At 62.4% G+C, this 18,209-nt stretch carries 19 protein-coding genes and 1 pseudogene; 3 read left to right on the forward strand and 17 right to left on the reverse strand.

The genetic code is table 11. The features are described from left to right. Positions 1 to 469: 469 nt before the first annotated feature. The 4 genes and pseudogenes from EDE05_RS18160 to EDE05_RS27275 all read right to left on the reverse strand — a co-directional run. Positions 470 to 1,858 carry a M20/M25/M40 family metallo-hydrolase gene (locus EDE05_RS18160; protein WP_134102181.1) on the reverse strand — a complete coding sequence of 463 codons (1,389 nt, stop codon included), beginning with the start codon at positions 1,856 to 1,858 and terminating at the stop codon, positions 470 to 472. A 127-nt stretch (positions 1,859 to 1,985) separates the two neighbouring features. Then, positions 1,986 to 3,194, reverse strand: coding sequence for an arsenite efflux MFS transporter ArsK (gene arsK / locus EDE05_RS18165; protein WP_105373954.1), 1,209 nt, complete (start codon positions 3,192 to 3,194; stop codon positions 1,986 to 1,988). Between the two features lie 13 nt (positions 3,195 to 3,207). After that, the gene (arsN2, locus tag EDE05_RS18170) at positions 3,208 to 3,678 is read right to left on the reverse strand and encodes an arsenic resistance N-acetyltransferase ArsN2 (protein WP_245422985.1); all 471 of its coding nucleotides are present in this window, start codon (positions 3,676 to 3,678) and stop codon (positions 3,208 to 3,210) included. Between the two features lie 60 nt (positions 3,679 to 3,738). Further along, positions 3,739 to 4,062 (reverse strand): annotated as a pseudogene (locus tag EDE05_RS27275) (metalloregulator ArsR/SmtB family transcription factor); the annotation flags it as partial. Between the two features lie 42 nt (positions 4,063 to 4,104). Between EDE05_RS27275 and EDE05_RS18175 the strand changes: the two are divergent. Next, complete coding sequence (locus EDE05_RS18175) at positions 4,105 to 4,623, forward strand: DUF6428 family protein (RefSeq protein ID WP_105373953.1); 519 nt, start codon at positions 4,105 to 4,107, stop codon at positions 4,621 to 4,623. 21 nt (positions 4,624 to 4,644) lie between these two features. On the opposite strand, the gene EDE05_RS18180 is transcribed toward EDE05_RS18175, so the two are convergent. Continuing rightward, a complete protein-coding gene (locus EDE05_RS18180) occupies positions 4,645 to 5,076 on the reverse strand; it encodes a MarR family transcriptional regulator (RefSeq protein ID WP_105373966.1) in 432 nt (143 codons plus the stop codon). 406 nt (positions 5,077 to 5,482) lie between these two features. Between EDE05_RS18180 and polA the strand changes: the two genes are divergently transcribed. Next, on the forward strand, positions 5,483 to 8,467 hold the full coding sequence (gene polA / locus EDE05_RS18185; protein ID WP_134102184.1) for a DNA polymerase I: 2,985 nt from the start codon (positions 5,483 to 5,485) through the stop codon (positions 8,465 to 8,467). A gap of 5 nt (positions 8,468 to 8,472) precedes the next feature. Here the strand turns inward: polA and EDE05_RS18190 are convergent, their stop codons facing one another. From EDE05_RS18190 to phnG, 11 genes are all read right to left on the reverse strand, one after another. Then, on the reverse strand, positions 8,473 to 8,766 hold the full coding sequence (locus EDE05_RS18190; RefSeq protein WP_134102187.1) for a hypothetical protein: 294 nt from the start codon (positions 8,764 to 8,766) through the stop codon (positions 8,473 to 8,475). An 82-nt stretch (positions 8,767 to 8,848) separates the two neighbouring features. Then, on the reverse strand, positions 8,849 to 9,436 hold the full coding sequence (gene phnN / locus EDE05_RS18195; RefSeq protein ID WP_245519937.1) for a phosphonate metabolism protein/1,5-bisphosphokinase (PRPP-forming) PhnN: 588 nt from the start codon (positions 9,434 to 9,436) through the stop codon (positions 8,849 to 8,851). Continuing rightward, a complete protein-coding gene (locus EDE05_RS18200; protein WP_112796331.1) occupies positions 9,436 to 10,575 on the reverse strand; it encodes an alpha-D-ribose 1-methylphosphonate 5-triphosphate diphosphatase in 1,140 nt (379 codons plus the stop codon). Before EDE05_RS18200 ends, phnN begins: the two co-directional genes overlap by 1 nt. Then, entirely contained in the window at positions 10,572 to 11,285 is a 714-nt protein-coding gene (locus tag EDE05_RS18205) for a DUF1045 domain-containing protein (RefSeq protein WP_112796333.1), read from the reverse strand. The genes EDE05_RS18200 and EDE05_RS18205 overlap by 4 nt, the downstream gene beginning before the upstream one ends. Positions 11,286 to 11,388: 103 nt before the next feature. After that, the gene (locus tag EDE05_RS18210; protein WP_134102190.1) at positions 11,389 to 12,003 is read right to left on the reverse strand and encodes a DapH/DapD/GlmU-related protein; all 615 of its coding nucleotides are present in this window, start codon (positions 12,001 to 12,003) and stop codon (positions 11,389 to 11,391) included. After that, positions 12,000 to 12,707 (reverse strand): phosphonate C-P lyase system protein PhnL, encoded by a 708-nt coding sequence (gene phnL, locus EDE05_RS18215; protein ID WP_134102193.1) that lies wholly within the window; start codon positions 12,705 to 12,707, stop codon positions 12,000 to 12,002. The genes EDE05_RS18210 and phnL overlap by 4 nt, the downstream gene beginning before the upstream one ends. Before the next feature lie 11 nt (positions 12,708 to 12,718). Next, entirely contained in the window at positions 12,719 to 13,495 is a 777-nt protein-coding gene (gene phnK / locus EDE05_RS18220; protein ID WP_134102195.1) for a phosphonate C-P lyase system protein PhnK, read from the reverse strand. Positions 13,496 to 13,541: 46 nt separating this feature from the next. Then, a complete protein-coding gene (locus tag EDE05_RS18225) occupies positions 13,542 to 14,423 on the reverse strand; it encodes an alpha-D-ribose 1-methylphosphonate 5-phosphate C-P-lyase PhnJ (protein WP_134102198.1) in 882 nt (293 codons plus the stop codon). Next, the gene (locus EDE05_RS18230) at positions 14,420 to 15,532 is read right to left on the reverse strand and encodes a carbon-phosphorus lyase complex subunit PhnI (RefSeq protein WP_134102201.1); all 1,113 of its coding nucleotides are present in this window, start codon (positions 15,530 to 15,532) and stop codon (positions 14,420 to 14,422) included. Before EDE05_RS18230 ends, EDE05_RS18225 begins: the two co-directional genes overlap by 4 nt. Positions 15,533 to 15,615: 83 nt before the next feature. Beyond that, a complete protein-coding gene (gene phnH / locus EDE05_RS18235) occupies positions 15,616 to 16,218 on the reverse strand; it encodes a phosphonate C-P lyase system protein PhnH (RefSeq protein ID WP_105373943.1) in 603 nt (200 codons plus the stop codon). After that, on the reverse strand, positions 16,218 to 16,691 hold the full coding sequence (gene phnG, locus EDE05_RS18240; RefSeq protein WP_134102204.1) for a phosphonate C-P lyase system protein PhnG: 474 nt from the start codon (positions 16,689 to 16,691) through the stop codon (positions 16,218 to 16,220). The genes phnH and phnG overlap by 1 nt, the downstream gene beginning before the upstream one ends. 83 nt (positions 16,692 to 16,774) lie before the next feature. On the opposite strand from phnG, the gene phnF reads away from it, so the two are divergent. After that, entirely contained in the window at positions 16,775 to 17,515 is a 741-nt protein-coding gene (gene phnF, locus EDE05_RS18245) for a phosphonate metabolism transcriptional regulator PhnF (RefSeq protein WP_134102207.1), read from the forward strand. A 37-nt stretch (positions 17,516 to 17,552) separates the two neighbouring features. Here the strand turns inward: phnF and EDE05_RS18250 are convergent, their stop codons facing one another. Continuing rightward, positions 17,553 to 18,188: a 2,3-bisphosphoglycerate-dependent phosphoglycerate mutase gene (locus EDE05_RS18250; RefSeq protein WP_134102210.1), complete on the reverse strand. Its 636-nt coding sequence runs from the start codon at positions 18,186 to 18,188 to the stop codon at positions 17,553 to 17,555. Between the last annotated feature and the right edge of the window lie 21 nt (positions 18,189 to 18,209).

An 18,209-nucleotide genomic window follows, 5' to 3' on the forward strand; every position in this document is an offset into this window, starting at 1 on the left:
CTGACGACCTCAACTGCTCCAACCGCCCGGTGCGGACCCGCATGCCGGGTGGTGTGGGAGGGGCGGAGCCAATAGGCTCCCCCCTATCCCGATTTGGGTCTTTCGAGCACCCTTGCAAATCGGAAAAGGCCTTCCTATCTAGGGTTCAATGGCGTTTCCGACGCACCGCAGGTTTGAGCCAAGCGCTTGAGGACTGCGTGTAACGGCAAATACGGGAAACCGTGCCGTCTTGAGACGATATCCATTTCCGCGTTAACGGGATGTTTACCGTTCGGAGAGACGATGACCGCTAGAGCCGCGTTGACTTCTTTGAGGTCGCGAAGCGGCCGCGTCGGAAATGCTTGTCCCATTGAGAGTGACCACGGATGTACTGGCACCCATGAATGGGAGTGGAAAGGTCGGGCTTGCCCGGCCTTTTTGTTTGAGGGCCCTGCAGTGAAAACTGCGGGGCCTTTTCTATGTGGCCCGATTAGCCGGCCAGCGCCGCCAGGATGCGGGTCCAGGAGCGTATGCCCTTGTGGAAGGACTTCAGGTCGTATTTCTCATTGGGCGAATGAATGCGGTCGTCGACGAGGCCGAAGCCGACAAGCAGCGAATCCATCCCGAGCATCTTCTGGAAATCTCCGACGATCGGGATTGACCCGCCCATGCCGATTACGACGGCAGGATTGGTCCATTCGTCGGACAGCGCGTTTCTGGCCTTGGTGAGAACGGGGGAATCGTACGAGAGCTGAATTGCCGGCGAAGCGCCATGCTCGTGGAATTCCACCGAGCAGTCACCGGGGATCCTTGACCGGACATAGGCGCGAAAGGCCTCGCGGATTTTGGCCGGCTCCTGCTGGCCGACGAGGCGGAACGATACCTTGGCGGAGGCCTCGGCCGCGATCACGGTCTTGAAGCCTTCGCCGGTATAGCCGCCCCAGATGCCGTTCACCTCGGCCGTCGGACGCGCCCAGGTGAGTTCCAGAACCGAGCGGCCCTTCTCGCCCGACGGGATCGAAAGGCCGACCTCGCCCAGGAAGGACTTCGCGTCCCGGCCGAGCGTTTCCCAGCCGGCCTTGATGTTCGACGGGGTTTCTTCGACGCCGTCATAAAAACCGTCCAGCGTCACCCGCCCGGTCTCGTCGTGCAGGCCGGCCAGGATATCCGTGAGGATGTGGATGGGATTGGCGGCAGCACCCCCGAAAAGGCCCGAATGAAGGTCCCTGTCGGCCGCCTTGATCGTCAGTTCCTCCCCGACCAGTCCCCGGAGGGCTGCGGCGATGGCCGGCGTATCGCCGTCCCACATGCCGGTATCGCAGACGAGCGCGCAGTCGGCCGTGAGTTCCGCCGCATTGGCTTCGAGGAAGGGTTTGAGCGACGGCGAGCCGGACTCTTCTTCCCCTTCGAAAAGAACCGTCACCCGCACCGGCAGGTTGCCATGAACCTCTTTGTAGGCCCGGCAAGCCTCGACGAAGGTCAGGAGCTGGCCCTTGTCGTCCGAGGTCCCGCGGCCGGTGATGACCTTTCGCCCGTTGCCTAGGTCTTTCACCTTGGGATCGAAAGGATCGTCCTCCCAGAGTTCGATCGGGTCGATCGGCTGCACATCGTAATGGCCGTAAAACAGCACATGCGGCGCATCGGCATGCGGTCCCGGATGATGGCCGACCACCATGGGATGACCGGTCGTATCGCGTACCGAGGCTTCGAAGCCCAGCTCCGTAAGTTGCGCAACGAGCCATTCGGCCGCCTTGCGGCAATCCGCCTTGAAGGCCGGGTCGGTGGAGATCGACTTGATGCGGACGAGGCCGAACAGACGTTCGAGGCTGGCGGGAAGGTTTTGGTCGGCGCGATCGAGGACGGCGGAAAGATCGGTCATGAAAAGATCCCTGTCTTTGAAATGCGAGGCCTTGGCTCTTCCGGACGAGGAAGAGTCAGCCGTGGTGGCGCGCTCCTTGTTAGCAAGCCTATGCATGAAGGCACAATGGCAAAGCGACGTTTGTGTGCTAGGGCGCCGGTTCGCCTGTCGCCCGCTGGTGGCCGGCCAGGCGGCCGATGAGCACGAAGGCAAGCACCGCAATCGCGCCCAGCCCCGCCGTCACCGCCAATGACCATATGACGCCTATCCAGGTCATCGACAAGGCCAGCGCAAAAGGCGCGATGGCCGAGGTGATGAGCCTCGCCGCCATCATCTTGCCTTGCAGCCTGCCGTAACCTTCGCTTCCGAATAGCGACAACGGCAAGGTGCCGGCGACGATGCTGAGAAGCCCGTTGCCCATGCCGAAGATTACCGCGAAAGCCATGGCTCCCGGCACGGAAGGGGCGGTCAGGATCAGTACCAGAACGCCGCCTGGCAACAGCGCTGCCGCGATCGTGGCCAGGTGGAGGGGCTGCAGATCGCGGCCGAGCAGCATATTGATGAGCCGGCTAAGAACTTGCGAAGGGCCGAAAAGCGTGCCGACAATTGCGGCGGTGGCGCCGAGCCCCAGCGCCGACAGTAGCGGCACCATATGCACCAGCGCTGCCGAGCTGACCAGCGACTGCAGCGCAAAGCCTGCGACCATAAGGGCGAATCCGAGGCGCCGCGATCGTGGAGCGAGTACTCCTTCCGCCCGCAAAGGCACTGCTGCTTCGAGAGGTTCCCGGGCGCTTGCGCCACGCGCCAGCCAGGCATGCAGCGGCATGCAGATCAGGAGGTTCAGGGCCGCGAAGACCAGATAGACGTTCTGCCAGGAAAGGTGTTCGTGCAGAGCCGACGTTAGGGGCCAGAAGATCGTCGAGGCGAACCCGGCAATAAGGGTCAGATAGGTGATGCTTCGTTGCGCAACCTCGGGTCGGAGCTGGACAAGAAGAGCGAAAGCAGCGCCGTATTGCACGACGTTGGCCGCAACCTCTATGGCGATCAATGCGGCAACGAAGGCGATCTTCCCCGGCGCCATGGCGCAAGCCGTGAGAGCTGCAGCCGCAACGACCGAACCGAGGGTCATGGCGCGTCCTGCTCCCCAGCGGTCGAACAGCGAGCCGAGCCAGGGAGCGGCCAGGCCGCCGACGAGAAGCGCCGCAGACAATGCCCCGAAGATCCATTCCGTTGACCAGGCAAAATATGCCGCCATGTCCGGCGCCAGGATGCTGAAGCTGTAATAGAGGGTGCCGTACCCGATGATCTGGGTGATGCCGAGGGCGGCAATGGGAGCAATCGGAATGCGGGCACTCATAAGGTTCTGGGGCTCATGCGTTCAAGTCTTCCGACTTCTTCCCAACGTTCGCGTCGGCGCCCGGCGTAAGCGGTTTGGCGAGGAGTGCCGCCGAGGCCGGACAGATGGACGTCGCCTGCCGGGTTTGCAGGATAGCGGTCGGAGCCGCCGACCGATCGATCTTTTCAAACCCGAGGCGTTCGAAGAACGAGGCCGCCGAGGTGGTCAGAAGATAAGCTCGCCGGGCGCCTGCTGAATGGGCGCTCTCAAGGAGAAGGCGGGTTGCCAGATCTCCAAGGCCTTTGCCGCGGTGGTCCGGGAGAATGACGAGCGACCGCAGCAGCGCGTCTCCGTCATGCAGTTCGTATCCGCCGAAGCCGAGGGTATCCGTGCCGCGGGCAATCCGGAAAAAGTGGCGACCGTCCTCGGTCAGATCGTCGGTCGGCAGTGCCGCGGCAGTCAGAGCAATACGCAGGTCGGCGTCATTTCCGGATATGGATTGCAAACTAAGCGACGTTGTACCTTCAGGGTCCCCGATCGCACTTTCCTTGTTCGAAGGACCGCCGCAGGCGGTGACGGTGGCAGCAGGCTTGCAGATTTTTGGATGCCCGGCGCAACAGTCCTCCATCAGAAAGCGGACGAGGTCTGAAAGCGCGTCGTAATTCGCGCTGTAGATGATCGATCGCGATTCCCGCTGCTGGCCGATCAGCCCCGCCCGGTCGAGCTCCTTGAGGTGGAAGGAGATGTTGGACGGCGACGTCCCAATCTTCTCCGCAATCGCTCCCGCGTGCATTCCCGTTGGTCCGGCGATGACCAGCATCCGGACAATCTCCAGGCGCGTTTCCTGCGAAAGCGCGCCGAAGGATGCGAGGGCTTGACGTTTCTCCATAATTCAATGATCCTTGAAATATTGAAACAAGGAGTAGCGCAAATGAATGCGATCGACAAGCCCCGCGCCGCTGATATCACTCTTGGCCTGATGCTCGACACGCTTGCCAGTCACGCGGAGGTGCCGCTGGTATTCCATTACGAGGGCAAGGCCATCAAGCAAGGCTATCACGTGACCGAGGTGAAGGCCGGCCATTTCTCCGCGCTTGATTGCGGCGCCAATCCCGAAGCATGGTCGGAGATATTCGTCCAGCTCTGGGATATCGAAGAAGGCGACAGGACGCACATGCCGGCGGCGAAGTTCTCCAAGATCATCCGCAAGGTGTCCGAGCATGTGCGGCTCGACGGATCCGCCAAGCTGACCTTCGAGGTGAGTGACGGCGTGCAGCCGATGCAGCTCTTTTGTGCGTCGCTTCCCATCTTTGGGGATGGCGCCCTGCATGTGGAATTGTCGCCGCGGCCGGCGAGCTGCAAGCCTCGCGACCGTTGGCTGGCCGAGGAAAGCCGGAAGGCGGCCGCCTGCTGCGGACCGTCCTCGGCAAGCGGCGCGTGCTGTTCCTGATACGGGCGGTTGATGGAGCTGTCAGAGCTTGCGCGCGGTCTCCACGATCGTCCGCATGTATTCGATCATCAGCTCCCGCTCAAATCGCTTGAACCCCTCGAAAAGGGCCGCATCTGCGTCGGCTGCGGCTTCCACGGCCTCCGCTTCGAGATCGCGGCCGGCCTGGGTCAGTGTGATGATTTGCGCCCGTCGGTCGTTGGGATGCGGTGTGCGCTGGATGAGACCGTCGCGCTCCATCCGGGAGAGGGTGTTGGCCAGCGTTGCCTGCTCCACCTCCAGCCGGTCGAGAAGCTGTTTCTGGGTCAGCCCATCCTCCTGCCACAGTTCGAGCAGGACGGGAAACTGTCCCGGAGAAAAGCCCAGTGCCGCAGATCGCGTCTGCAGTGAGCGCGCGAAGCCTTTGGCCAGTTGACCGGCAAGATAGGTCGCCGAACGCGAGCGGTCGAATGCCATGGCTTCGGTCTCCATCCTCTCCGATCTGCCTATGGGGCAGCCGGATATATCGCAGGCCATGCTTTCGCCAAGCCTGTGCGAAGACACGGGAAATGACAAGTCTTTCTGTGCTCTTAAAACGGAAAAACCGCCATGGCCGGGAGGGGACAGCCATGGCGGTTCCGATGGAAGGGCAAAGACCCGGAGAGGGGGGTAGGTCTTTGCCCGGTCTGGTGCGGCGGGGGACAGGCCGTCTTCCAGACTGCGGCGTGATCAGTCGCCGGTACTGCTGAGATGTGCGCCGCAACGGAGCTTTTCAAGGCATTGGGCCATTACAAATCGGTAACGTTCCGGTGAGGCTTTGCAAACCCGCGCCAGCCCAAGTTTTCGTGGACGGAACGAATGCCCCACGCTATTGCTTTGGCCCATGAAAAAAGGCGATCATCTCTTCCTTATCGACGGCTCCGGCTTCATCTTCCGCGCCTTCCATGCGCTGCCGCCGCTCACCCGAAAATCCGACGGACTACCGGTTGGCGCCGTTTCCGGCTTCTGCAATATGCTATGGAAGCTGTTGACCGACGCCCGCGATACGTCCGTCGGCGTCACGCCCACCCATTTCGCCGTCATTTTCGATTATTCCGCGAAGACGTTCCGCAAGGACCTCTACGACGCCTATAAGGCAAACCGCTCCGCGCCCCCGGAAGAGCTGATCCCGCAGTTCGGCCTGATTCGGGAAGCGACCCGCGCCTTCAATCTGCCCTGCATCGAGACGGAAGGTTTCGAGGCGGATGATATTATCGCCACCTATGCCAGGCAGGCCGAGGCGATCGGCGCGGACGTGACCATCGTTTCCTCCGACAAGGACCTGATGCAGCTCGTCACGCCGAATGTCCACATGTACGACAGCATGAAGGACAAGCAGATCGGCATTCCCGACGTCGTCGAGAAATGGGGCGTGCCGCCGGAAAAGATGATCGACCTGCAGGCGATGGTCGGGGATTCGGTGGACAACGTGCCGGGTATCCCGGGTATCGGCCCGAAGACGGCGGCCCAGCTTCTGGAAGAGTTCGGCGACCTCGATACGCTCCTGGCGCGGGCAGGCGAGATCAAGCAGGTGAAGCGACGGGAAAATATCGTCGCCAATGCCGATCTCGCGCGGCTGTCGCGCCGGCTCGTATCGCTGCGCACCGATGTGCCGCTCGAGCTGCCGCTTGATGCGCTGGTGCTGGAGCCTCAGAACGGACCGAAGCTGATCGGATTCCTGAAGACCATGGAATTCGGCACGCTCACGCGGCGTGTTGCGGCGGCCTGCGATTGCGATGCGGACGCCATTGAGCCCGCCGTGGTCAAGGTCGAATGGGGCGACGCCGCCCGAGGCCCCGATCTCGATGCCGGATCTGTAACGCCCGCAGACACCGGAGAAGCCGCGGCCAAGGCACCTGCCAACGCGGCCAAGGCGCCGGTTGCCAAGGGAACGGATGCGGCGACGCCGGCCGAACTTGCCAAGGCCCGCATCGACGCCTTCGCGAATGCCAAGCTCGACCCGAGCTGTTACGTGACGATCCGCGACTTGGAAATGCTGGATGACTGGATCAGGGCGGCCCGCGATACGGGCCTCGTCGCCTTCGATACCGAAACCACGTCGCTCGATCCGATGCAGGCGGAGCTTGTCGGTTTCTCGCTGGCGCTGGCGGACAATATCGACAGCCCGACCGGCCTTGATGTCCGCGCGGCTTATATCCCGCTCAACCACAAGACGGGAGTCGGCGACCTGCTCGGCGGAGGGCTTGCCGAAAACCAGATCCCGATGCGCGAGGCGCTCGCCCGGTTGAAGCCGCTACTGGAGGACCCTGCGGTTCTCAAGGTGGCGCAGAACCTGAAATTCGATTATCTCCTGATGAAACGCCATGGCATCACCGTCGAAAGCTACGACGACACGATGCTGATGTCCTATGTGCTGGAGGCCGGCAAGGCCAACCATGGCATGGACGCGCTGTCGGAACGCTGGCTGAACCACAAGCCGATCACGTTCAAGGACGTCGCCGGCAGCGGCAAGGCCGGAGTAACCTTCGACTTTGTCGACATCGACAAGGCAACGGCGTATGCGGCGGAAGATGCTGATGTGACGCTGCGCCTCTGGATGGCGTTGAAGCCGCAACTTGCCGCGGCCGGCCTGACGCGTATCTACGAGCGCCTGGAGCGCCCGCTGGTGGCTGTCCTCGCCCATATGGAAGAACGCGGCATCACCATCGACCGGCAGATACTCTCCCGCCTTTCCGGCGAACTGGCCCAGAGAGCTGCGGCCTTCGAGGACGAGATTTATACGCTGGCCGGTGAAAGATTCACGATCGGCTCGCCGAAGCAGCTGGGCGACATCCTGTTCGGCAAGATGGGCTTGCCGGGCGGCGCCAAGACGAAGACCGGCCAGTGGTCGACCTCGGCAAGCGTCCTGGAGGATTTGGCCGCCGCCGGGCACGAACTGCCGCGCAAGATCGTCGACTGGCGCCAGCTCACCAAGCTGAAGTCGACCTACACGGATGCTCTGCCGGGTTATGTGCATCCGCAAACCAAGCGGGTCCATACCTGCTACTCGCTGGCCTCCACAACGACCGGTCGCCTGTCGTCTTCCGAGCCGAACCTGCAGAACATTCCGGTGCGCACCCTGGAAGGGCGGAAGATCCGCACGGCCTTCATCTCGACGCCGGGCCACAAGCTGGTCTCGGCCGACTACAGCCAGATTGAACTGCGCGTGCTCGCCCATGTGGCGGATATCCCCCAGCTCCGCCAGGCTTTTTCCGATGGCGTCGACATTCACGCCATGACGGCCTCCGAAATGTTCGGCGTGCCGGTAGAGGGAATGCCGAGCGAGGTTCGCCGGCGTGCCAAGGCGATCAACTTCGGTATCATCTACGGGATTTCGGCCTTCGGCCTTGCGAACCAGCTCAGCATCGAGCGGTCGGAAGCCGGCGAATACATCAAGAAATATTTCGAGCGGTTTCCGGGCATCCGCGACTATATGGAAAGCACGAAGAATTTCGCCCGCGAGAACGGCTATGTAGAGACAATCTTCGGCCGTCGCGCTCACTACCCGGAGATCAAGTCTTCCAACCCTTCGGTCAGGGCTTTCAACGAGCGGGCTTCGATCAATGCGCCGATCCAGGGTTCGGCGGCTGACATCATCCGCCGGGCCATGGTGAAGATGGAGCCGGCGCTGGCCAATGCCGGGCTCTCGGCTCGCATGCTGCTGCAGGTGCATGACGAACTGATCTTCGAGGTGGAGGATGACGAAGTGGAGCGCGCGCTACCCGTGATCGTCTCGACCATGGAGCAGGCCGCCATGCCTGCGATAGCCATGAGGGTGCCGCTGAAGGTCGATGCGCGGGCCGCAACCAATTGGGACGAGGCTCACTGACCGGCTCAATGTCCTTTGGGATAGAGAGATTGAAGCGCCGTGGACAGCAGTTCGTCGGCATAGGAGCAGGCGGTCAGACGGGCCTCGGCCGGCATGTTCATTTCGCCGCAACGCTGTTGCACCGTTTCCATGATCAGGCTTGTGATGCTGCGGGCATATTCAACATCCGCATTGTCGGTGGTGTCCATGGCAAGTGCGAGCGCGGTCATCGAAACGATCTCGAGCACGACCACGCGGGCCTCAAGGTCGGCTATTGCCACGGTTTCCTGCTGTCCGTCACGCGGTTTGATCTGACTCATACTTTTCCTCGTTACTACACAAGAAAAGGCAAATAGAGCCTACGGGAAGACTTTAAAGCGTGGGGCGGAGGTTTTCGCCGAATTATCTTGACGCGGGCATGCAGCTGTGGAGCGCTTCGACCATTAAATGACCTGCCGTTTCTACCGAATCGCTGTTGTCGATCGTTATCACGCGATAGTCGCCGGTGACGGTAAGGGAACTGCGCTCCAGGCGGCGAAGTATTTCCGCCTTCGTCTCTCGGCCGCGGGCCGCCAAGCGCGCCGCGAGGACATCGGTGCTGGCGGTCACGTTGATGACGAAAAGAGACGGATAGACGGCCTTGAAGCGGCTGAGGGCCGAACGGGAGCCGTTTGCGACGACAAGCCGTCCGCGATCGACCGCCGCTTTTGTCTCGATGGGAATGCCGTAACGCAGTCCGTGGGCGCTCCAGGAGACGGCAAAACGACCGGTTTTTTCGAGCGTTTCGAACATTTCTTCGGAAACGGCATCATGGTCTTCGCCGCCGGCCGCTTCGTCGCGCGTAATGACCCGGCGGGTAAAAACGACGCGCTCATTTCCCGCGAAATGCCGGGCGGCATAGGCCATGAGCGTGTCCTTGCCGGCGCCACTCGGACCGACCACCACGACCATCGTGCCGGAAGGCCCGGCGTCTTCCGGCCGCGCGTCCATCAGGCGACCCGTTTGCCTTCCCGCCAGACCGCGCGGACCACCGGCACGCCCTGCTCGTGATGGACACGGACGAGGTCGGCACGCAGACCCGTCTCTATCCGGCCGCGGTCATCAAGACCAACGGTCCGGGCAGGCGTCGCGGTCACCATGGCAAGGGCTTTCGGCAAGGAAATGCTTTCCACTTCATCGGCAAGCACGAATGGCGCATGCAGGAGGCTGAGTGGTACGTAGTCGGAGGAAAGCACGTCGAGTACGCCGCGTTCGGCCAAGTCGCGAGCCGCGATATTACCGGAATGGGATTTGCCGCGCACGATGTTCGGCGCGCCCATCAACACGCTCATGCCCGCGTCGTGCGACGCTTTCGCGGCATCGAAACTGGTGGGAAACTCCGCCAGCCGCACGCCATTCTCGATCGCTTCGCCCACGTGGGCCAATGTAGCGTCGTCGTGACTGGCAACCGTAATGCCGCGCTCGGCGCAGACCTTCGAGATGGCAAGGCGGTGCGGGGTGGAATTGCGTGCCGACTCCTCCTGCCGTTTGGCAATGAACTTCGCGAAGGCTTCGTCGGTTAGGCCACGCTTCTTTTTATAATAGAAGACGTACTGATCCATGGTCTGGAACTGGCGTTGGCCGGGCGCATGATCCATCAGCGAGACGAGCCGGACATAGGGATCATCCTCGAAGTCGACGAAGTGTTCGAGCACGTTGTCGGCCGAGACCTCGCAGCGCAGGTGGATAAGGTGCTCGGAGCGTAGCCGGCCCTCTTGGCTTGCGGCGTGGATGGCGTCGGCCATCTCGCGCATTTCGCCCCTGACAAAACCCCCGTCCTCGTCCGCGCCCATGCGAAGGCAATCGAAGACGGTGGTGATACCGGAGGTCGCCACCTGCGCGTCATGGGCCTGGATTGCCGCAATCGTGTTCCAGCGCACGCCGGGACGCGGCGAATAGTGCTGTTCCAGATGGTCGGTATGCAATTCCACCAAGCCCGGGATCAGATAGTCGCCTTCGAAATCCTCTCCCGTCCGCGTGAGGCCTTCCGAAATGTCGGCGAGTTTGCCGTCGCGAATCTGGACGGAGCCGTGGATCACGCTGTCCTCCAGCACGATACGGGCGTTGGTGAGCACGAGTTCGGCGGTCATGAGGCAATCTTTCTGTTTGCGGCGCTGCGCGCCAGCGGGAACCAGCGATGAACATGGAAGGGGGCGCCGCGCGAAGGTTCGATGAACAGCGCAAGCCCATCGACGGCAAGCGCCTTATGCGCAAATGCGGCAAATCGGCGGTCTAGCTCAAGGCGCATGGCAGAGGCCTGTTCGGGGGGGACCTGGCCGGTGAGCGTCATGTGAAACCGGAATTCGTCCATCACATAGGGATAACCCCAGCGGTCGAGATTGGCGCGCTGGGGAACACTCAGGTTTTCCGGTTTGCGGCGAGCGATATCGGCATCCGTGAGCGGCGCCCGGAACGGCTCGAATTCTTCCACTGTCCGGGCCGCGAAATGCTGCAGTTCGGGATAGATCGTGTCCGGCACGAGCGCAAAGAACCGCCCGAGTTGGCCGATGATGACATTTGGGATGTCGAAAGCGGGCGTGTCGGCAGCAAAGCGTTCTGTGGCGGCGATTAGTTCCGCCTCCGTGCGGTCGGGATGCAGCTCGAAGGGCGCCTTCAGCGTTGCATGGAAACCGTAACGCCGCGGATCGGCAGTCAGCGCATGGACTGTCTCTCCCCGCAGTCCATCCACCTCGGGTGTCGGGAATATTTCACCGCTAAAGGCATCGCGTCCGAGCCAATGGGATGCCATCCTCGTCAAAGGATGGCTTTCGGAAGGCGAAAAATAGAGAGCGTAGCGCAAGACAAGTATCCAGGAATCAGGAGGGGCGAAGGAAGACTAGCCTGTCGATGTGCCCCGAGACAGGACCTCGGCTAAAAGATTTCCATGACATAATGATGATGCTTCAGCCATGGCGGAGAAGGAATTCTTCCGCAGAAAGGGCACGGAAATCATCCAGTGCGGCTCTGAGTTTCAGGTGGTCCCAGTCCCACCATGCAAGCCGGTCCATGGCCTCGCCTATCTCCTTTGTGAAGCGTTCCCGGATGAGCTTTGCCGGCACGCCGCCGACGATCGTGTAGGGCGCGACATCCTTCGAGACGACGGCGCCGGCGCCGATCACGGCGCCGTTGCCGACGGTCACGCCCGGCAGGACCGTTGCTCCGTGTCCGATCCAGACGTCATGACCGATGACGACGCGATGGTCGCGTCGCCACTCGAAGAAGTCTTCCTCGTTTTCCGCATCATCCCAGTAATTTGCGGCACGATAGGTGAAATGATGCAGCGTCGCCCGCCATGTCGGATGGTTGGTGGCGTTGATGCGCACGGACGCCGCCATATTGACGAACTTGCCGATGGTTGCGCACCAGATCGAGCCGTCCTGCATGATGTAGGAATAGTCGCCGATCTCCGCCTCGTCGATCCGGCAGCGCTCCGAGACTTCCGTGTAACGGCCGAGCGTGGAGTTGTTGACGCGGGCGGTCTGGTGGATCGCGGGCTCCAGCCCGACCTTGACGCTCATGCGGCGGCCTTTCTGGGCGAAAATTGGGAAACGTCGAGGATGCGGTCCGCGACCGCCTCACGGACTTCCTCGTCATGGAAGATGCCGAGAAGGGCCACGCCCTCGCGCTTTTTCTCGGCGATCATATCCACCACCACCCTCCGGTTCACCGCGTCGAGCGATGCGGTCGGCTCATCGAGGAGCAGAATGCTGTGGCTGGTGATGAAGCCGCGGGCGATGTTGACGCGTTGCTGCTCGCCGCCCGAGAACGTGGCAGGCGGCAGGCTCCAGAGCTCGCGCGGCAGATTGAGCTTTGCGAGCAGGTCGGAAGCCCTTTCCTTTGCTTCCGGCGCTCCGATCCCGCGAGCGACGAGCGGTTCGGCGACCACGTCGAGCGCAGAGACACGCGGCACGGTGCGCAGGAACTGGCTGACATAACCAAGCGTATGGCGGCGCACGTCGAGCACGGCGCGCGGATCAGCGCGGGCGATATCGACCAGTTTCTCCTTGTGATCGACGAGAATCTGCCCGGCATCGACGGCGTAGTTGCCGTAGAGCATTTTCAGGATGGAGCTTTTGCCGATGCCTGACGGGCCGCCGAGCACGACGCATTCGCCGCTTGCCACCGAAAAGCTCACATCGTTAACGACCGGCAGCTTGACGCCGTCGCGCAGGTGCATGGTGAAGCTTTTGAAGACTTCGGAAACGACGAGGGGAGTTGCCATTGTTTTTCTCCTCACACCTGCAGGATCGATGAGACGAGCAGCTGGGTATAGGGTTCGCGCGGATCGTCGAGCACCCGGTCGGTCAGTCCGTGTTCGATCACATGGCCGTCCTTCATCACCATCATCCGGTGGGACAGCAGGCGGGCCACCGCAAGGTCGTGGGTGACGACGATGGCCGAGAGGCCGAGGTCGTTGACGAGGCCGCGGACAAGGTCGAGCAGGCGGGCCTGGACCGAAACGTCCAGGCCGCCGGTCGGCTCGTCCATGAAGACGAGACGCGGGCCGGTGACGAGGTTGCGGGCGATCTGCAGCCGCTGGCGCATGCCGCCTGAAAAGGCGCGGGGCTGGTCGTCGATACGGTCGGTGCCGATCTCGACACGGGTCAGCCAATCATTGGCCGTCTCGCGGATCTTGCCGTAATGCCGCTCGCCCACCGCCATCAGCCGCTCGCCCACATTGGCACCGGCGGAAACCGTCATGCGCAGTCCGTCGGCCGGGTTCTGATGCACGAAGCCCCAGTCGGTGCGCATCAGGAAGCGGCGTTCAGCCTCGCTCATGTGGTAGAGGTCGCGGAAATTGCCGTCGCGCATGCGGTATTCGACGCTGCCGGTGGTCGGCATCAGCCGGGTCGACAGGCAGTTGAGCAGCGTCGTCTTGCCCGAGCCGGATTCGCCCACGATGGCCAGCACCTCGCCGGGCCAGAGATCGAAGGACACATCCTTGCAGCCGATCCGGCTACCGTAGAATTTCGAAACGCCGCTGACTTTGAGAAGAGGGGTGTCGGTCATGGCGTCTTGTCCTTGAATGTCAGAGGGGAGTAAGCCACAACCGCCATCACTCAGCCGCCTCTTTGGCAGGTGCCAGCATCTCGCCGACATGGCCGTGTTCGCGGCGGTCCTCGCAGTGGTCGGTATCGGAACAGACGAACATGCGGCCGCCCTTGTCGTCGAGCACGACTTCATCGAGATACACGCCCTGCGCGCCGCAGAGCGCGCAGGGTTGTTCGAATTTCTGGATCTCGAAGGGATAATCCTCGAAGTCGAGACTGACGACGTCCGTGTAAGGAGGCACGGCGTAAATGCGTTTTTCTCGGCCCGCGCCGAAAAGCTGCAGGGCTTCCGACATATGCATTTTCGGATTGTCGAACTTCGGCGTCGGAGAGGGGTCCATCACATAGCGGCCCGCCACTTTCACCGGGTAGGCGTAAGTGGTGGAGATGCGGCCGTGGCGGGCAATGTCCTCGTAGAGCTTCACATGCATGAGGCCGTATTCCTCGAGCGCATGCATCTTGCGGGTTTCGGTCTCGCGCGGCTCGAGGAAGCGCAAAGGTTCCGGGATCGGCACCTGGTAGACGAGCACCTGGCCTTTCTCGAGCTGCTGTTCGGGAATGCGGTGGCGCGTCTGGATGATCGTCGCGTCCTTTGTGTGGGTGGTAACGGCGACATTGGCGACCTTCTGGAAAAAGGCTCGGATCGAGACCGCATTGGTCGTATCGTCAGCTCCTTGGTCGATCACCTTCAGCACGTCTTCCGGCCCGATGATCGAGGCTGTGACCTGCACGCCGCCCGTCCCCCAGCCATAGGGCATCGGCATTTCGCGGGAAGCAAAAGGCACCTGGTAACCGGGGATGGCGATCGCCTTCAGAATCGCGCGGCGGATCATCCGTTTCGTCTGCTCGTCGAGATAGGCGAAGTTGTAGGTGGCGAGCTCGGTCACTCTGCGGCCTCCTGGTCAGGATTGTGGTTGCCGTCCCGGCGGGTTTTGTCGATGTCGGCGCGCATCTTGCGCACCAGCGCGAGTTCGGCCTGGAAATCGACGTAATGCGGCAGCTTCAGGTGTTCCACGAAGCCGGTGGCTTGGACATTGTCGGAATGCGAGATGACGAATTCCTCGTCCTGTGCCGGCGCGGTGACATCCTCGCCGAGTTCTTCGGCGCGCAGCGCCCGGTCGACGAGCGACATCGACATCGCCTTGCGCTCGCTCTGGCCGAAGACCAGGCCGTAGCCGCGGGTGAATTGCGGCGGCGCCTTGGACGATCCCTTGAACTGGTTGACCATCTGGCATTCCGTGACGCGGATGCGGCCGAGCGAAACGGCAAAGCCGAGTTCGGCAACCTCAAGCTCGACCTCCACCTCGCCGATCCGGACCTCGCCGACGAAAGGATGGTTGCGGCCGTAGCCGCGTTGGGTGGAATATCCGAGCGCCAGCAGGAAACCCTCGTCCCCGCGGGCGAGCGCCTGCAGGCGGAGATCGCGGCCCATGGGAAATTCCAGCGGTTCGCGGGTCAGATCGCCCGCCTCGTGGTCATAGGGAAATTCGCCATCCGCTTCGATCAGGCCTTCATGGGCGAGAATGTCGGAAACCCGCATGACATGCTCGCCGGACGCGCTTTTGCGCGCCGGCTCCTCGATCGGCTCGTCGCTCAGCAGGGATGGGTCGAGAAGGCGATGAGTATAGTCGAAAGTGGGGCCGAGAAGCTGGCCGCCGGGCAAGTCTTTATAGGTCGCCGAGACGCGGCGCTCCACCTTCATGCCTGCCGTATCGACTGCAACCGAGGTGCCGAAGCGGGGAAGCGTGGTGCGATAGGCGCGTAGCAGGAAGATCGCCTCGATCAGGTCTCCCCGTGACTGTCGGACGGCAAGTGCGGCGAGCGTCCGGTCATAAAGCGAGGCCTCCGCCATCACCCGATCGACGGCGAGTCCCAGCTGTTCCACGATCTGCTCTATGGTGACCGATGGAAGCGAGCGATCGCCGCGACGCCGGTCGGCGAGAAGCCGGTGAGCGTTGTTGATGGCGGCCTCGCCACCCTTGACGGCAACATACATGGTTCATTCTCCTGCCCGTCTTCGGCACCGCTTCCGGTGCGGAAGGATTAGTCGTTGGGTCGAAAGGCGCCCGCACGCGACTTTCATTGGACCGCGATCTGTGTAGTCCGCGGCAGGCACAAGAGGCTCTTGCCCGCCGTCAGGATGACGTCGACGCCGCGCGGAAAGAGCGCGCGGTTATCGGCCCAAAGGCGCGGAAAAACCTCCGGCAGGCCTTTCAGCTTGACCGTCGTCGTCTGTTGAATGCCGGGGCCTTTCAGCGTCAGGGCCTGGCCCTGGCCCAAGGCGCCAATCTCGATCACCAGCGTCGTGGAGCGGTCGGGATATTCCTGTGTCCCGGCGGCAAAGAGGCCGAAGGAGGAGGGTGCCACGCCGGCCTCCACGAAAGCAAAGCGGGATTCCGCCTTCTCGCGCGTGATCGGCGCACCGGTATGAAAGCCGATCCACTCGGCTGCGGGCGACTTGAGGAGGCCCGCGCTCAGCCATGTCGGGGTGTCGTGGTCGCAGAGCGTCAGCGCGATTGCGCCCGCTGCTTGGCCGAGCGGCTCGGGCTGGCCGATATCCATTGCGATGGTGTGTACCGTTCCCGGCCGCGCCATGCCATCCATCAGCATGCGAAAGACGCCCTGCGAGTGGAATACCGGTTCCTGGAACCCGCCGGACAGAGCTTGCGTCTTGATGTTCATCAGTCCTCCCCCCGCACCATTGTGAAGAAATCGACGCGGGTGGCGGCCGTTTCCTCCGCTGTCCGCTTGTCTTCCGCCGCGATGCGCGCCTCAATCGGACCGAGCAGGTTGCTTTCCACGAAGTCTCGTTTCGCCCTTTCCTGCCAAAGTGCATCGAAGATCGCCGCAAGCCGCGCCTTCGCCTTGTCGGTGCCGAGCGCATGGGCGTGGCCGGCAACGCCGGACGGTAGGAGGATCGTTGCCCGCGTCACGGTGGCTTCCCCGAGATTGAACGGGGCGCCTCCGCCGCCGATCCGCCCGCGTATCATCACCAGACCGGTTTCCGGTCCGCGCACGGCTTTCACCTCGGGTCTGTCGGGCAGCGTGTCCCAGGAGGCCTGCAGTTCATCCATCCTGGCCTGAGCCAATAGGCCGGCAGCGCGGCGGCGGCCTTGGATATCGGCAATCGGCTCGATTTCTTCTGCTGGGTCCATTGCTAAACCTCTAAATGTCTATTAATATAGACAACCATACAAATTACTTTACCTGTAACCTTTGGATATAACAAGCGTGTGACATGGATGTGGGGCAAGTGAACGTACAGCGGCAGAATGGCGTGGCCCTCTGGCGCCAGATTGCGGACCGGATTCGCGCATCGATCGCCAATGGCGAGTACGACGCCTCCGGCAAGGTGCCGCCGGAGATGGTGCTGGCGGCCCAGTTCGGGGTCAACCGCCATACGGTAAGAAGTGCGCTCGCGGCCCTGGCGCAGGAAGGCATCGTGCGGGCCGTGCAGGGCCTTGGCACGTTGATCGAGCGCAAGGAACGCCTGAATTTCCCGATCACGCGCCGCACCCGTTTCAATGAAGGTATCGGCGATCAGGCGCGGGAAAAGGAAGGCCTTCTTCTGCATTCGGGCGAGGAGCCGGCGTCGGCCAGTGTGGCGATACCGCTGGGCCTTGAGGAGGGCGCGCCGGTGATCCGACTGGAAACACTCCGCAAGGCCGACAGCCGGCCGGTTTCGCGGTCGACTGCATGGTTTCCGGCCGCACGCTTCGCCGGAATTGCGGAAGCCTATCGCGACAGCGGTTCGATCACTGCCGCTTTCAAGGCGCTTGGCCTTCCCGATTATTTGAGAACTTGGACGGAAATAACGGCGAGCCACGCCGACGAGCAGGACCGTGTGGATCTCAGGCTGTCGCCGGGAGCGATCATTCTGATCGCACGGGCTCTGAACACCGATCCGGACGGGGCGCCGATCCAGTATGCCGTCAGCCGGTTTCCGGCCGACAGCGTCCAGTTTACGATCGAGAACTGAACGGCTCGCTCAGGTCTCGATCGGAAGGAAAGCCGCCTCAGTGGGCGCCGGACATATCACCAAGAACTTCCTTGGATGCGACGGTCGAGTCCGGGTTCAGCTTGTAGACCATCGGCACGCCGGTTGCGAGGTTGAGCTTCAGGATCTCCTCCTTGCTCAGCCGGTCGAGCACCATCACCAGCGAGCGCAAGGAATTGCCATGCGCGGCGACGAGCACCGTCTGTCCGCGCAGCACGCGCGGCAGGATTTCGGTCAGATAGTAGGGCCAGACGCGGGCGCCGGTATCGCGCAGGCTTTCGCCGCCGGGCGGCGGCACGTCATAGGAACGGCGCCAGATATGCACCTGCTCCTCGCCCCACTTGGCACGGGCATCGTCCTTGTTGAGGCCGGAAAGATCGCCGTAGTCACGCTCGTTGAGGGCTTGGTCGCGGATGGTTTCGAGATCCGGCTGGCCCACCTTGTCGAGCACGATCTTCAGCGTGTCCTGAGCGCGCTTCAGCACCGATGTGAAGGCGATGTCGAACTGGATGCCCGTATCGGCAAGCGCCTGGCCACCGGTTTCGGCCTCCTGAATGCCGAGCGGAGTGAGGTCGGGATCGCGCCATCCGGTGAAAAGGTTCTTCAGGTTCCAGTCGCTCTGGCCGTGGCGAACAAGGACGAGAGTTCCGCTCATAAGATCAATTCCTCCAGATGG

The sequence above is a fragment of the Neorhizobium sp. R1-B genome (assembly GCF_004368875.1).
Taxonomy (GTDB): Bacteria; Pseudomonadota; Alphaproteobacteria; order Rhizobiales; family Rhizobiaceae; genus Neorhizobium; species Neorhizobium huautlense.

What these genes read in the sequence shown, in the direction of transcription:
- EDE05_RS18160 (WP_134102181.1), bottom strand. Translation starts at nt 1,858, where the DNA reads ATGACCGATCTTTCCGCCGTCCTCGATCGCGCCGACCAAAACCTTCCC.
- arsK (WP_105373954.1), bottom strand. Translation starts at nt 3,194, where the DNA reads ATGAGTGCCCGCATTCCGATTGCTCCCATTGCCGCCCTCGGCATCACC.
- EDE05_RS18175 (WP_105373953.1), top strand. Translation starts at nt 4,105, where the DNA reads ATGAATGCGATCGACAAGCCCCGCGCCGCTGATATCACTCTTGGCCTG.
- EDE05_RS18180 (WP_105373966.1), bottom strand. Translation starts at nt 5,076, where the DNA reads ATGGCATTCGACCGCTCGCGTTCGGCGACCTATCTTGCCGGTCAACTG.
- polA (WP_134102184.1), top strand. Translation starts at nt 5,483, where the DNA reads ATGAAAAAAGGCGATCATCTCTTCCTTATCGACGGCTCCGGCTTCATC.
- EDE05_RS18190 (WP_134102187.1), bottom strand. Translation starts at nt 8,766, where the DNA reads ATGAGTCAGATCAAACCGCGTGACGGACAGCAGGAAACCGTGGCAATA.
- phnN (WP_245519937.1), bottom strand. Translation starts at nt 9,436, where the DNA reads ATGGACGCGCGGCCGGAAGACGCCGGGCCTTCCGGCACGATGGTCGTG.
- EDE05_RS18200 (WP_112796331.1), bottom strand. Translation starts at nt 10,575, where the DNA reads ATGACCGCCGAACTCGTGCTCACCAACGCCCGTATCGTGCTGGAGGAC.
- EDE05_RS18210 (WP_134102190.1), bottom strand. Translation starts at nt 12,003, where the DNA reads ATGAGCGTCAAGGTCGGGCTGGAGCCCGCGATCCACCAGACCGCCCGC.
- phnL (WP_134102193.1), bottom strand. Translation starts at nt 12,707, where the DNA reads ATGGCAACTCCCCTCGTCGTTTCCGAAGTCTTCAAAAGCTTCACCATG.
- phnK (WP_134102195.1), bottom strand. Translation starts at nt 13,495, where the DNA reads ATGACCGACACCCCTCTTCTCAAAGTCAGCGGCGTTTCGAAATTCTAC.
- EDE05_RS18230 (WP_134102201.1), bottom strand. Translation starts at nt 15,532, where the DNA reads ATGTATGTTGCCGTCAAGGGTGGCGAGGCCGCCATCAACAACGCTCAC.
- phnH (WP_105373943.1), bottom strand. Translation starts at nt 16,218, where the DNA reads ATGAACATCAAGACGCAAGCTCTGTCCGGCGGGTTCCAGGAACCGGTA.
- phnG (WP_134102204.1), bottom strand. Translation starts at nt 16,691, where the DNA reads ATGGACCCAGCAGAAGAAATCGAGCCGATTGCCGATATCCAAGGCCGC.
- phnF (WP_134102207.1), top strand. Translation starts at nt 16,775, where the DNA reads ATGGATGTGGGGCAAGTGAACGTACAGCGGCAGAATGGCGTGGCCCTC.
- EDE05_RS18250 (WP_134102210.1), bottom strand. Translation starts at nt 18,188, where the DNA reads ATGAGCGGAACTCTCGTCCTTGTTCGCCACGGCCAGAGCGACTGGAAC.